The sequence below is a fragment of the Anaerovibrio sp. RM50 genome (assembly GCF_000622005.1).
Lineage (GTDB): Bacteria > Bacillota > Negativicutes > Selenomonadales > Selenomonadaceae > Anaerovibrio.
The window spans coordinates 126,866-140,299 of sequence record NZ_JHWV01000005.1 but is presented as its reverse complement, the minus strand read 5'-3'; the positions used below and the strand labels follow the sequence as shown (position 1 = coordinate 140,299).

12 protein-coding genes are annotated in these 13,434 nt (G+C 48.3%); 2 read left to right on the top strand and 10 right to left on the bottom strand.

All coding sequences use genetic code 11. The annotated features are described in order from the left end of the window. Window positions 1–33 precede the first annotated feature (33 nt). The 6 genes from T525_RS0102635 to T525_RS0102610 form a co-directional block, all read right to left on the bottom strand. Window positions 34–705, bottom strand: a complete 672-nt coding sequence (locus T525_RS0102635) for a response regulator transcription factor (protein ID WP_027405912.1) — start codon at window positions 703–705, stop codon at window positions 34–36. A gap of 534 nt (window positions 706–1,239) precedes the next feature. Next, window positions 1,240–2,544, bottom strand: a complete 1,305-nt coding sequence (locus tag T525_RS15440) for a type II secretion system protein GspD (RefSeq protein ID WP_051533358.1) — start codon at window positions 2,542–2,544, stop codon at window positions 1,240–1,242. Then, window positions 2,529–3,194: a hypothetical protein gene (locus T525_RS0102625; RefSeq protein ID WP_027405911.1), complete on the bottom strand. Its 666-nt coding sequence runs from the start codon at window positions 3,192–3,194 to the stop codon at window positions 2,529–2,531. The genes T525_RS15440 and T525_RS0102625 overlap by 16 nt, the downstream gene beginning before the upstream one ends. 97 nt (window positions 3,195–3,291) lie before the next feature. Continuing rightward, entirely contained in the window at window positions 3,292–4,740 is a 1,449-nt protein-coding gene (locus T525_RS0102620) for a hypothetical protein (RefSeq protein WP_027405910.1), read from the bottom strand. A gap of 102 nt (window positions 4,741–4,842) precedes the next feature. Then, window positions 4,843–6,216: an MATE family efflux transporter gene (locus T525_RS0102615; RefSeq protein WP_027405909.1), complete on the bottom strand. Its 1,374-nt coding sequence runs from the start codon at window positions 6,214–6,216 to the stop codon at window positions 4,843–4,845. Between the two features lie 90 nt (window positions 6,217–6,306). Further along, on the bottom strand, window positions 6,307–7,065 hold the full coding sequence (locus T525_RS0102610; RefSeq protein WP_027405908.1) for a YdcF family protein: 759 nt from the start codon (window positions 7,063–7,065) through the stop codon (window positions 6,307–6,309). Window positions 7,066–7,534: 469 nt separating this feature from the next. Here T525_RS0102610 and T525_RS0102605 point away from each other — a divergent pair, with 469 nt between their 5' ends. After that, a complete protein-coding gene (locus T525_RS0102605; protein ID WP_027405907.1) occupies window positions 7,535–7,879 on the top strand; it encodes a cupin domain-containing protein in 345 nt (114 codons plus the stop codon). A gap of 260 nt (window positions 7,880–8,139) precedes the next feature. On the opposite strand, the gene T525_RS0102600 is transcribed toward T525_RS0102605, so the two are convergent. The 4 genes from T525_RS0102600 to nagA all read right to left on the bottom strand — a co-directional run bounded on the left by T525_RS0102600 (window position 8,140) and on the right by nagA (window position 12,489). Further along, window positions 8,140–9,594, bottom strand: coding sequence for a cell wall metabolism sensor histidine kinase WalK (locus tag T525_RS0102600; protein WP_051533357.1), 1,455 nt, complete (start codon window positions 9,592–9,594; stop codon window positions 8,140–8,142). Further along, window positions 9,578–10,276, bottom strand: a complete 699-nt coding sequence (locus T525_RS0102595) for a response regulator transcription factor (protein ID WP_027405905.1) — start codon at window positions 10,274–10,276, stop codon at window positions 9,578–9,580. Before T525_RS0102595 ends, T525_RS0102600 begins: the two co-directional genes overlap by 17 nt. Window positions 10,277–10,374: 98 nt before the next feature. Next, window positions 10,375–11,253, bottom strand: a complete 879-nt coding sequence (locus T525_RS0102590; protein WP_027405904.1) for a LysR family transcriptional regulator — start codon at window positions 11,251–11,253, stop codon at window positions 10,375–10,377. Between the two features lie 69 nt (window positions 11,254–11,322). After that, window positions 11,323–12,489, bottom strand: a complete 1,167-nt coding sequence (gene nagA, locus T525_RS0102585) for an N-acetylglucosamine-6-phosphate deacetylase (RefSeq protein WP_027405903.1) — start codon at window positions 12,487–12,489, stop codon at window positions 11,323–11,325. A gap of 204 nt (window positions 12,490–12,693) precedes the next feature. Here nagA and deoC point away from each other — a divergent pair, with 204 nt between their 5' ends. Next, entirely contained in the window at window positions 12,694–13,359 is a 666-nt protein-coding gene (gene deoC, locus T525_RS0102580) for a deoxyribose-phosphate aldolase (protein WP_027405902.1), read from the top strand. Window positions 13,360–13,434 lie beyond the last annotated feature (75 nt).

Below are 13,434 nucleotides of genomic sequence, written 5' to 3'. Positions count from 1 at the left end.
CATAGCAGGCAGTGCCACGGCTCAAAGGTTGTTTTAGTCAAGCTTCATAATATTGTGCTTCAAAACGTATATAAGGGCCTGAGTACGGTCATTAACATTAAGCTTGCGGAATATGTTTGTGAGATGGTTCTTGACTGTCTTTTCGCTGACAAAGAGGGCCTGGGCAATATCCTGATTGCTGAAGCCCTTGGCGATGCAGGACAGCACATCCAGCTCCCTGGCGGTAAGTCTCTCGCCACGGCCGTTGCGCCACAGCTCCTTGGCCTTTTCGTTAATATCCTCATCCACAACGATGCTGCCGAAGATACGCTCCGCCAGCTCCGGATAGATATATGCACCGCCCTCGCTGACGGTGTGAATGGCCTTAATGAGCATATCCGGCTCCACATCCTTAAGGAGATAGCCGGAAGCACCATTTTTCAGCATCTCAAGGACATAGTTGTCATTGTCATGTATTGTCAAAGCGATAATCTTGGTACTGCACTTGGCCGCCTGAAGCTGGCTGGCCACATCCAGACCGTTCAGACCTGGCATATTAAGATCAAGCAACAAAATATCAGGCTGTAACACTAAAGTCCTAGCCAGAGTTTCCTGGCCGTCCTCGGTTTCCCCCACAACCTCAATATCATCTTCAAAATTTAATACTCTTTTCAGCCCCTGTCTCAAGAGAGCGTGATCGTCAGCAATCAGTACTCTTATTGCCATTACTAATACCTCACTTCATTCTTTCAAAAAATGCAGTCAATCTGCACTCCAACATTATATCACATTTGCGGGGCTTGTTGAAGTGTTTTCCCGTAGCCATTTTTTACCATCTTTTTCTGTAGGACTTTTGCACTGGCTGGCACGTGAAAAATAGTTTAGGGCGGTGAAACTTTTTCGGCTTCATCCCTCCGTCCAAGTCATCATGCACTATTTATTCGGCTTCTTCGAAGGCGACAGGGTCGCACGTACATCGAGGCGTTCATATATTTCGTGCCCATGATGAGCCTCCGGCAGATGGACTCCGGTCTTGCAGGCGAAAAAATTCCCCCGCCCAAAAATATTCATCTCAGCAGTCTCCGTCCAAATCATCATGCACAATATATTCGGCTTCTTCGAAGGCGACAGGGTCGCACGTACATCGAGGCGTTAATATATTTCGTGCCCATTATGAGTCTCCGGCAGGTGGACTCCAGTCTTGCAGGCGAAAAAATTCCCCCGCCAGTAAAAATTTTCATCTCTGCACTCCCCTGCCAATTACAGAATAGTGGCCTTGATAAATATTGTAATCTCTTCTTCTGTAATTTTTGTGGAAGTGGCTTTGAAGAAGTTCCCCAAAATAGGAATGTCACCTAAAAATGGAATTTTCTGCATCTGTTTTACTTCCTCCCGACTTATGAGGCCCCCGATAACCAGTGTCTCACCGTCCCGCAGGCGAACTCTGGTCTGGGCTGAGCGCTTGTGGAAGCTGTAGGCGTTCATTTCCTTTACGTAGCTTGGGGCACTGACCTCAATGTTAAGCTGGGAATCAATGTAGCCCTCATCGTCCACAAAGGGCCTGCACTGCAATAATATTCCCGCCTGGCGATACTTGATGGCGGTGGTTGTTGTGGTATTTGTAATGGAAACCTCGGGGATAGGCACCTCCCCGCCGATGTTTATGACTGCCTCCCTGCCCTGCATGGTGACGATGTTTGGCCGTGACAGCATCTTGGCCTTTCCCTTGGATATAAGCAGATCCAGTGTGGCATCGTAGGTGAAATCATGGGGGATTTTTGTCCACTCCCAGGTCACCCCCAGCTTCTCCAAATCCTCCCGTTTCATGGCCACCACCTTGGCCTCAAAGGACACCTGGGGAGCGGGAATGTCCAGCTTTTGCAGCAACTGCCCCACTTCCCTGGCTTCCTCGGTCGTGCCGTATATGAGCAGGGAACGGGTATTTATATCCACTGCCACCCGGGGCTGTTTGTTGGAACTGCTGTTGTTGGTGCTGTTTGTACTGTTTTTATTATTGCTATTGTTGATGCTGTTGTTATTGTTTGAGCTATTAAAATTATTATCGTCGAAATAAATGCTGTCATTATTCTTATTTCCACCTTTGGAGCCGTTTTTTCCTGTTAGCCCCGTGGATGATCCCTTGACAGCTTTTTTGTTCTCCCCCAAATTCTTGTTTTGAAAATAGAGCTCCACCTCGCTTTTCAGCTCATCCAAATCCCCATAGGACACGGGAATTACATGGACCTGACCCAGCTGGGAGACAATATTTCTGCCCCGACCGATAATCAGGGTACCCTCCCGCTCGCTGATACTGAGGCCGCTGGCCAAAGCGATTTTATCTATGGCCTCCCGGGGCGATACATCCTGAAAATTTACGGTCACATGGCTGTCCGCCCCGCTGTCTATAATTACATTCAGTCCACCTTCCCTGGCCGCAAAGCGGATAAGCTCCGCCGCGCTGCCATCGGCAATCCGCATGGACAGGGCCTCGCACTGTGCACCAAGGCCCCAAAATACATTTATCAGGACTGTAATAAGCCCCATGACAATTATTTTTCTAACCACATTATTCTCCCCTGTACATTGACCTTCAAACCATTTTCTCCTGTCGCCTCAACGGATATATTGTCCACTGTATCCCCGGGATACAACATGTATTGACTGCCGCCATATTCCAGCAGCACCGCCAGACCGCACGTTCCCTCCACAATTCCCTTCACCGTTGGCAGAGATTTTTTATCGGAATTTCTGCCCCCGTTCTTCGATTTACCCTTTTCGTCACTTCCACCACTTCTATCAATACCATCACTTCCGTCTCCTCCGTATTCTCCATTATTATTTCCCTTGGAAAAATCCCCTTTTCCGGCTCCGTTCTTCCCAGATCTCCTTAATTTAGCATTATCTACCCCTTCCCGTTGGGGTCCTTCAAAGGGGTTGTTCAGCCCCTGAAAATCCCTGGCCTCCTTTATGCCCTTTATTTCCTTGAATCCGGCCCCCTCTGAGCCACTTTCCTTCTTGGAACTCCCCTCTGAAAAAGCAGTAATGGCCTGAGAGGAGTCTCCCAGGCCATCAATTGCCGCAAATACTGGAAAAAGAAGGGCGCAGACCGTTGTAAACAATACGATCCGCGCCAGCATATTTTCCTTAAGCAACGTCAATAACTGCAATACATGCCGGCCGGCTTTTTCAGACAGGAAATCGGTTATTCCCTGCATTTTTGCCACTCCTTTTAGGCATATTATGCTGGCAGAAAGACCATGCAAAAGGAGTACACGCTCGCGAATTTCTGCCATATAATACTGAACTATTTAGTTATTTTTTCAGAGCCTGTAAGCTTGGTCCCATAATGCGCTTGTAGGCCTCAACGCCAGGCTGGTTGAAGGCATCCACATCTGCCAGCTCACCCTCGTAGGCAATGGACAGAGCCAGCATATAGAGGAGCTCCCCTAAATGATAGGCATCCAGCTTTGGCAGTGAGAACAGGGCATTGAAGCGGTTGTTGGAGGCCAGTGCATCCGCATTGGACTGACGGGCCACCTCAAGAGCCTGGGACATTTTAACCCCGGAAATGTCTGCCAGCTTCTTCACGTCAGGGAAGGAGTTTGGAATAACGAAATCCGTATCCCAATTTTCCACTCTGATAAACTGAACAACCTTGTTCAGCTTGCCCTCCTGATGCTGCTGGGTCTGGGCGTGCATATCCGTGGTACCCACAGCCACAATAGGAGTACGTCCATAGTATACGTCCTTGCCGTTTCTGTCCACCTGCTTGCCAAGTGACTCAGCCAACAGCTGAATGTACCACTCGGAAACGGACTTAAGATAATCACCGTAAGGCATCATAACTTCCATATCACGGCCGTATTTCTCAGAGGCAATGTACTTCAGCACTGCATTAAGCAGAGCCGGATTCTGCCATACGTCTTCATTCTGGCAGGCAATATCCATGTCCTTGGCGCCATTGAGGAAGGCCTCAATATCAAAGCCGCACACTGCTGCCAGCACCAGGCCCACATCACAGAAAATGGAGAAGCGCCCACCGACTCCGTCTGGAACGCTGTACTGAGGCCAGTTGTTGTCCATGGCCAGCTTCTTCAGGATAGTAGGCTTTTCCTCGTTAGGATCAGTAACAGCAATTACCTCCACCTCAATATCCGGATTCTTCTTCAGTTCCTCGAAAATAACCATGAAATTGGACATGGTATCAAGGGTACCGCCGGATTTGGAGATAACCATAAGATCCACCACCAGCTTGCGCTTCAGATGGGACTTGGCGAAACGGGCTGAACGCTCCAGCTCCTTGATCAAATCCCCGGTGCGGCGTGGGTCAATATTGTTGCCGCTGAAATAAATCTTCGGCATGCCCCCCCGTTCCTCTGCAGTCATGGAATTCCAGAATTCGCCGCACTGCACGTCAAAAATAACCTTGTCACCCAGATAAGAACCGCCGATACCCAAGGAAACAACAGCATCCACCCGATTCTTTACGGAATCCGTCAGCTCCTTGAGATGCTTTATTGAAGCAGGAGAATTGAGATGGCCCTCCTCCACATAAGGCAGCTGGGAGAAATAAACTTTCTCCGGAGTACCGTCCTTGGAGAGATGGCCCCGGATAATGCCCTCATCCCGCATTACCTTGATGGCCTTGTTGGCCTCATCTATCTTTGCCCCAAGCTCCTTAACATCTTCCTTGGTAACCTTGCCCTCACCTACCAGATTGCCATAATCAAAGGTAAAACCTGATTTTAATTTTAACTCCATAGATAATCCTCCTTTATATATCTGTCACCTTATATATTTCTCTATCAAGTTAAAAATTCCTTGTTTATTTTTAAAATATTATTTGCAAATTTGATTTTCTTCTCATGGTGTTCCGGTCATCTGGGCACCTTTTATTTTGCGGATATTTTTCTTCATTCTGCGCAGGGTGTAATAATAGGCCAAAGCCAGTGGAATACATGATCCGAACCAGGCCGCTGGGCTGGCAATAGTTGCCCCCCAGAAGCCCAGGGTATCAACGAAGCAAAGGCCCACAATGGCCCTCATTATCAGCTCCATGATCCCCGCAAAGGTTGGCACGAAGCTCTGACCCAGCCCCTGAAGGGTATTGCGGTAAATAAACAGCAATGCCAGCACAATATAGCAAATAGATGTGGTGGTGAGATACACCTGTCCCAGCTCAATTACCTCCAGCTCATCAGCCCCCACGAAAAGCTCCATAAAATTTGGGCCGAAGATAACATTGAATATGCCCACCAGAATACTAAAAGCTCCTGACATGAGGATACACTGGTTTACGCCCTTTTTAATGCGGGCCAATTTTCCCGCACCGTAATTCTGGGCCGTATATGCCGCCATGGCAATGCCAAAGGACATCATTGGCATTAGGGCAATGGTCTCCACCTTCTGGGCCGCCGCAAAGGCCGCCACCGCCACAGGCCCCAAGCGGTTCAGAGCCATCTGGACGATAATGGTACCCAGGGCAATAATGGAGGTCTGGAAGGCCATGGGCAAAGCGATGACCATGTGCTTTTTCATAAAATCCCAATCAATGTGATGCCAGTCCTGGCGGCGAATCCTTAAATAAGGCACCTTCTTCCAGATGTAGGTAACAACAATAACCCCGCCAATAAACTGGGAAACCAGAATGCCGTAGGCCGCCCCGGGGATTCCCCATTCAAAAACAAGAAGGAAAAGTGGCTCCACAATAATATTTATGACAAGGGCTGTTGCCAAAATGTAGGTGGGACGGCGGCTGTCCCCCAGAGCCCTTATGAGATTGGCCTCCAGCATGAAAACCACCGTAATGGGAATACCGGCGCAGACAATGGAAATGAAATCCACCGCCCCTTCCAGTATTTCCGGGGGAGTATCCATAAATACCAGCACATCCCTGGAAAAAATGTAGCCGATAATTGCCAGAATCACTCCCACCACAAGGCCCAGTACCAGACAGGCGGCGGCACTGCGATGAACCCCCTCATAATCCTTGGCCCCAAACCGCTGGCCAGTGAATATGGAAAGCCCCGCCGAAAGGCCGATTACAAAGCCCACTGTAAGAAACATTATACAGCCGGTACAGCCCACAGCTGCCAGGGCCTCCACCCCCAGAAAGCGGCCAACTATCAGGGTATCCACAAAGCCGTAAAGCTGCTGGAATATATTACCGCCAATAAGGGGAAGGGTAAAAAACAATATTAACTTGGCAGGACTGCCTTCAGTTAAATTTTTCGTCATTATAAGACCTTACTTTCTTTCGTCCGGGAAAATATCGTTACACTATGTAAACTATCATTACGCCATGCAAAATATTGTTACGCCATGTCACTAATACCCAATATACCTGGTTACAAGACCTCTGATCTTTTCCTGCATGAAAATCACGCTGTCGCTTAAGGCATCCGAGCTTGGGCGAAGCCTGTTCAGATTAAAGCTCTGGGGACGGTTGGTGTGAAAATCCGCCGGGGCTGGTATTACCTCAAGGCCCTCCTTTTCGAAATTCAGCACGGACCGCTCCATGTGAAAGGCAGAGGTTACCAAAATAGGTCTGTTCCAGCCATGGTCACGGATAATTTCCCCAGTGTAAAGGGCATTCTGGCGGGTGTTTAGGCTCTGGTCCTCAATGAGGATTTTTTCCCCGGGAACCCCCAGAAGCATCAGCTCCCTTTTGGCAATATGGGCCTCGTTGCCGCTGTCGGCATATACCTGCCCCCCCGTCACAATAATGGAAAGACCAGTTTTTCTGTAAAGCTCAGCAGCCATGGCCATTCGGCTCCCCGCCGCCCCGGAGAGAGTTCCAGTACCATCAAGGGCCGGAGTGCCGGCCAGGGCCCCGCCCCCCAGCATTACAATGCAGTCGCCGTTAAATTCCTTGGGCATGTCATACTTGTTTTCCAAGGAGCCAATAAGGAGGCCGGAAAACCAGAAGGTGGACAGCAAATAAAATGCTATTGTTACTGCCCCCACCATGGAAGCAGCTCTTTTCTCATTTTTGCGCCAAAGCCATATTGCCATTACAAGGAATATTAATATAAATATTCCCGGCGGCATCAGCAAACTGGCACCAAATTTTAAAATGTAAATCATGGTAGTCTCCAATGTATCTTTTTTCTGATTAGGACAATAAAGATTGAGAGAAGCGGTGAAACTTTTTCGGCTTCATCGCTCCGTCCAAGTCATCATGCACTTAATGTATAGTTTCCTTCGAAGGCGACAGGGTCGCACATACATCGGGGCGTTAATTTATTTCGTGCCCATGATGAGCCTCCGGCAGGTGGACTCCGCTCTTGCAGGCGAAAAAATTCCCCCGCTTTTAAAAAGTATAATACAACATAATAATTACGATATGGGCAATCGCTTGAGGCTCTTGCTAAAAGCAATGCCCTTATCGGAAATATATTATTAAAATAATTTTAGTCCCATGGAATATTGAAACTCAACAGTCCCCTGCCTATTATCTTAAATCTTCAAAAATTTGAACTACTGCGTTATAATTAATATATCACAAGTCAGACCATATGGTTATCATATTGTGTAATAAAGGAGAGAAAGAACTATGCAGACATTAACAAGCAACATCGTAAAGGCAGAAAAGAAGGCTGGCGGCAAGGGCACCATCACCATTGAGAAGCTCTTAGGGGAAAAGGAGCTGGGTGGCAATGACATGTTCGCCAAGGTTACCATTCCTCCTGGGTGCTCCATTGGCTTCCATGAACATCACGGCAATGCAGAGACCTACCACATTCTTCAGGGTGAGGCCCTCTACAACGACAACGGCAAAGAAATGACCATTGGGGTGGGCACCACCACCTACTGTCCTGACGGGGAAGGCCACGGCATTGAGAATGCGTCCTCCAGCACCGATCTGGTATTTATGGCCCTGATTTCCAAGACCCTGTAATTGATTGTCAGATTCATATTGAAATTCAAAGCCCGCTCTGCACACCGCAGAACGGGCCTCTTTAATATTAGGATTAAGCTTTTGAACAGCGGTGAAACTTTTTCGGCTTCAGACCTCCGTTCTAATCATCATGTACGATATATATTCGGCTTCTTCGAAGGCGACACAGTCGCACGTACATCGTGGCGTTAATATAGTTAGTGCCCATGATGAGCCTCCGGCAGAAGAACTCCGGTCTTGCAGACGAAAAAATTCCACCGCTATTTCTCTTCCTCAATCAACGGGATCATCAAAATAAATTTGGTGCCCTTCCCTGGCTCGCTTTCCAGTGAAATGCCGATGTCGTGGTTATCGGCAATCCACTGGGCAATGGAAAGGCCCAGTCCTGTGCCCCCTGGCTGGCCTGCAGCCTTGGTGCGGGAGCTGTCCACACGATAGAAGCGGTGGAATATTTTATCCTGATCCTCCGGGGCAATACCTATTCCATTGTCGGCAATTTCCAGACACATATACCGGGGCATAAGATGGCTGTCAATGGTGATGGTCCCCCCCTCAGGGGTATATTTAATGCCATTATCAAGGAATATGCGGATAAGCTCCTTCATAATGACTTTATCCCCCATAACGTAGCCCTCCTCATTCCGGAGAAGCTCCACATTATGTTTGACTGCGGTAAGTTTCAGCTTTTTGTAAACGTCCTCCACCAGCTCACTGAACTCCAGAGGAACCTTGTTCACAATCTGGCGGTTCTGGTCAGCACGGGCCAAAAACAGCAGCTTTTCAATAAGCTCCTGCATATCCTCCGCCTCAGTTTTGATGGCGGAAATGCCCTCCTCCAATGTGTCAGCATCAGATGCCCCCCAGCGGCTCAGCATATCCGCATAGCCCCTTATAACCGTCACGGGAGTACGCAGCTCATGGGAAGCGTCGGAAACAAAGCGTTGCTGCACCTTAAAGCCTTCCTCTATGCGGTCCAGCATTCTGTTGAAGGTGGTGGCCAGCTCAGTCATTTCATCATGACTTGGGGGCACCTCCATACGGGTACTGAGATCACTGACCTCAATGGTCTTGGCCGTGGCAATAAAATCACGTAACGGCCTGAAGGCCCTCTTGATACCGATGTAAACGATGAGCACCACCAGCATTATTCCTATGGCACCGCCCAATATAAGTCGCTCCTGGACCTTGGCCAGCATTGGTCTTTCTGCGGTAATAACACGGCTGAAAATCAGGGTGTAGTGATGGCCCTTGTAGTCCATTGGCACCTCATGATAATAAATCATAAAATGCTTCAGACGCACCAGCTGGTATTTATCGGAAATCCAAAACATCCTGTCATTGGCAAAATTTTCCCTAAGCACATCCACCGAGGCGAAATGCTTGTCTGTATCGTAGACGATGTTGCCATTCTCATCCGCCACCCTTAGCACCACTCCCGGAAGCAGCACTTCCTCTGTGGCCTCATGGGGCTTCTCCGCCGCATGGCTCATAAACTGCGGATCCTGCATTTTATCCAGGGCAATTTCCACGCTAAAGGTCATTTCCGTCTCGGCCTGGTGGTAAATAACATAGTACATACCAATAACGGAGGCCATACAGGCACAGCCCAGCAAAATGGTAATTACCGCCGCATAAATCACAGTGAGGCGGGTGGAAATTTCCCACTGCTTGGGATAGTTGATTATCCTTTTCCAGAGACTAGTCTTTGACGACATAGCCTACCCCCCGCATGGTATGAATGTACTTCTCATTGAACTTGTCATCAAGCTTGGCCCGCAAATAGCGGATATACACATCCACCACATTGGTGTCACCCATGTAATCATAGCCCCACACCTGTGACAGAATCTGATCACGGGTGAGAACGCTGCGCTTGTTGCGGATAAGGTATTCCAACAGGTCAAATTCCTTCTTGGTAAGCTCCACCAGAACATCGTCCACCATAACCTCGTGACGGGCTATATTCATGGTGAGATTCTTCAGCTTCAGCTCTTCCCCGTTGGTAGCCTCCCCGGAATGTTCAGAGGCGGTATGCTTTCTCAGGGCCACCCTCATGCGGGCAAAGAGCTCCGGAATGGCAAAGGGCTTGGTAACATAGTCATCAGCCCCGATATCAAGCCCCTGAACCTTGTCATTTACGTCGTCACGGGCAGTAAGCATAATAATAGGCACATCTGAAAGCTCCCGCACCTTCTTGCAAATGGTAAGGCCGTCCATATCCGGCAGCATTACATCCAGCAGAACAAGGTCAAAATCCCCCTGGATAATCCGCTCATAGGCGCGGCTGCCATTGGATTCCGTCTCAGTCTCAAAGCCCTCATGCTCCAGCTCCATCTGGAGAAAACGGGCAATGCGGGTCTCATCCTCCACGATAAAAATCTTTTTTCCCTCTGCCATATTCATACCTCTCAAAATCTCAAATCGCTATATATCAACTCGGTACGTTTCGACTCGCTTAATTCCGACTCGTTAAATTTCAACGCCCTTAATATAGATTACTTAACGTATTTCTGGCGGAACATTTCGATAAAATGCTGACAGCTGCTGGAAAGGGTGCGGCTCTTCAGCCAGGACACAACAGTATGGGTGTAGATTTCTGCCTCCTCAAGATGCTTGAAGACGATGTCGTCAGAGCGCATCAGACTGCGGGCAGACAGTGGAACCAGGGAAATGCCGATGCCCCGCTGGGTCCACAGCATATTCTGAATCTGGCTGTCGCTGACGCTTAAAATATTTGGCTCAAATTTCGCCTTCTGACAATGGGCCATAAAGGCGGTCTTCCAGCGAAGGGGCACCAAAAGAGGCTTGTCCTTCAGCTCCCTAATATGAATAAATTCGCTGGTGGGATCGTCGCAGAAGCTTCTGTGCATGGCCAAAACCAGTGGCTCATCAGGAAGAATAATGGACTCGTAGGAAGCATTATCCACCTGGGTTCTGGTAATTGCAATCTCAATAATGTGGCTGTCGAGAAGCTCCAGCATACGGGCCCCCTCACCCTCCCAGACCTGGAATGTTACAAGAGGGTATTTCTTGGTGAAATCCTCCACCAGTTCCGGAATCAGCATGGATCCCGAGGAGGTAATGGTTCCAAGCTTAATGGTACCTGCCACCCCCGAGCCAATGTCAATAAGCTCCCGCATGGTGCCGTCCACCATACCCAAAATGTGCTTAACCCTTGAATAGAGAAGCATTCCCGCATCCGTAAGGCGAATACGGCGGCTGCCACGCTCAAAGAGCTTTACCCCCAGAGCAGTCTCCAACCGCTTCATCTGGCGGCTGAGGGCCGGCTGGGCCACATTGAGGCGAATGGCCGCATGACTGATATTGCCTTCTTCCACAATGGCATAAAAGGCCTGCATATCTTTAATTTCCATAAAATCATACCTTCCGAAATATACAATATATTACATATATAATATACTTTTACGTGGAACTATGCAAATTTATTCCAAAAATAATACTTTTCCTGCGACAATTGTTATACTTACATGAACATTTTCATCAAAAATGGCAAAATCCGCCAGCTTTCCCACTTCAATGGAGCCCAGCTCCTTGTCCATGCCAATGGCCCTGGCGGGGGTTCTGGTAGCACATTCCACCGCCTGCCACACAGAGATATTTAAATTTTTTGCGTAATTGTGTACAGCTTTGTCCATTGTAATAATGCTGCCGGCGATGGTTCCGTCCTCAAGAACTGCCTTCTGGCCGCTTACGAATACCTTCTGTCCCCCCAGCTCCGACTCCCCATCTCCAAGGCCACAGGCCCGCATGGAGTCAGTAATCAGCACAATCCTGTCAGTGCCCTTTACCTTGTGTACAATGCGCTGGGCTCCGGGTGCCACGTGAATATTATCCGCTATGAGCTCGCAGTAGGCGTCGGAATCAAGGGCAGCTCCCACCACACCAGGATTGCGGTGATGAAGTCCTGTCATGGCATTAAAAAGATGTGTCACATGGGTTACTCCCAGATTATTAATGGCATTTATGGCACAGTCGTAATCTGCGGAGGAATGCCCAAGGGATACCCTAATGCCCGCCTTCTGACACTGGCTGATAAAATCACTGCCCTCCGGCAGCTCTTCAGGGGCAATGGTTATGAGCTTTATAACATCACTGTAGTCCTTGATTAGGGTGAAATCTGCCTTTCTTATGTTGGAGGCCTTTTGGGCCCCCTTATGGCTTTCGCTGATAAAGGGCCCCTCCATATTGGCACCCAAAATTCTGGCACCTTCCTTGTAGGATTTGCCCTGACGTACCAGCTTTAAAGCCTCATATATCCTTGGCATATCGTAGGTCATGGTGGTGGGAAGCATGGAGGTCACTCCAGTGGATAACTGAAAAATAGCCATCTGGTGCAGTCCCGCTTCGCGGCAGTCCATGGTATCGGAGCCCGCACAGCCGTGGATATGGAGATTTATAAATCCAGGGGATACGTACTGCCCCTGGGCGTAGTAAACCTCCTCAAAGGAATTTCTGCCCCGGGCTTCAAATTCCGATTTATCGATTATCTCAAGTATTCTGTCCTCAAACACTACCACCTTGCCCTGCTCCACCCTAAATTCACCTTTTGGGCCAGGGGTAATCAGCTTGCCATTAACAATTGCCTTCATATTTTCTCCTTGTTTTCTTTATTGAGAAGAATTTTTCTAATAACTGCGGTATAATGATACTGCATTGAATATTTTTACGGGGCCTGTCATGGGATAGGCCATGCCACCCGTACATAAAAAAATATCACTGCTATTAAAATAATCATGGACACATAAAAATTATCTATATAAAAAATATAACACGATACAGGAGGATTTTCTATTATGAAGGGTTCTGAAATTCTTGCCCATGTGGATCACACCTTGTTAAAGCCAACAGCCACCTGGGAGCAAATCAAGGAGCTGTGCCAGGAGGCCATTCAGTGCAAAACTGCCTCTGTCTGTATTCCTGCCAGCTATGTGGCACCGGTTCACAAGGAGTTCGGGGATAAAATCAATATTTGTACCGTTATTGGTTTTCCTCTGGGCTATGACAGCAGGGAAGCAAAAATAACTGCCGCTGCCCAGGCCATAAAAGATGGTGCAAAAGAAGTTGATATGGTCATCAATATTACAGATGCAAAAAATGGTGACTTTAAGAAAATTACTGAGGAAATCGCTGATATCAAAAAGGCTGTGGGAGATAATATTTTGAAGGTTATTATCGAGGCCTGCTATCTCACAGATGAGGAAAAGAAATCCCTCTGCCAGTGCGTTACCGAGGCCAAGGCAGATTTCATTAAGACCTCCACGGGTTTTGGTACCGGGGGAGCCACCCATGAGGACATTAAGCTCTTTGCCGCCCACATCGGGCCAAATGTGAAAATGAAGGCCGCAGGAGGCATTCGCACCCTGGAGGATATGAAGCAGTATCTGGAGGAGGGCTGTGAGCGCATCGGGGCCAGCGCCGCAGTGGGACTTTTAAAAGACAAAATGGACGCAGAAGTGTGAGTAAAAAAAGACAGACAGAGAATTTCTCTGCCTGTCTTTTCTTATTCTTCTTAATCCAATGTTGGGGGGCTTTAA

Bases quoted from the DNA above. Each gene is read 5' to 3' on its own strand.
- T525_RS0102620 (WP_027405910.1), bottom strand. From the start codon at position 4,740: ATGGAGTTAAAATTAAAATCAGGTTTTACCTTTGATTATGGCAATCTG.
- T525_RS0102635 (WP_027405912.1), bottom strand. From the start codon at position 705: ATGGCAATAAGAGTACTGATTGCTGACGATCACGCTCTCTTGAGACAG.
- T525_RS0102610 (WP_027405908.1), bottom strand. From the start codon at position 7,065: ATGATTTACATTTTAAAATTTGGTGCCAGTTTGCTGATGCCGCCGGGA.
- T525_RS0102590 (WP_027405904.1), bottom strand. From the start codon at position 11,253: ATGGAAATTAAAGATATGCAGGCCTTTTATGCCATTGTGGAAGAAGGC.
- T525_RS0102625 (WP_027405911.1), bottom strand. From the start codon at position 3,194: ATGCAGGGAATAACCGATTTCCTGTCTGAAAAAGCCGGCCGGCATGTA.
- T525_RS0102605 (WP_027405907.1), top strand. From the start codon at position 7,535: ATGCAGACATTAACAAGCAACATCGTAAAGGCAGAAAAGAAGGCTGGC.
- T525_RS0102600 (WP_051533357.1), bottom strand. From the start codon at position 9,594: ATGTCGTCAAAGACTAGTCTCTGGAAAAGGATAATCAACTATCCCAAG.
- nagA (WP_027405903.1), bottom strand. From the start codon at position 12,489: ATGAAGGCAATTGTTAATGGCAAGCTGATTACCCCTGGCCCAAAAGGT.
- deoC (WP_027405902.1), top strand. From the start codon at position 12,694: ATGAAGGGTTCTGAAATTCTTGCCCATGTGGATCACACCTTGTTAAAG.
- T525_RS0102615 (WP_027405909.1), bottom strand. From the start codon at position 6,216: ATGACGAAAAATTTAACTGAAGGCAGTCCTGCCAAGTTAATATTGTTT.
- T525_RS0102595 (WP_027405905.1), bottom strand. From the start codon at position 10,276: ATGGCAGAGGGAAAAAAGATTTTTATCGTGGAGGATGAGACCCGCATT.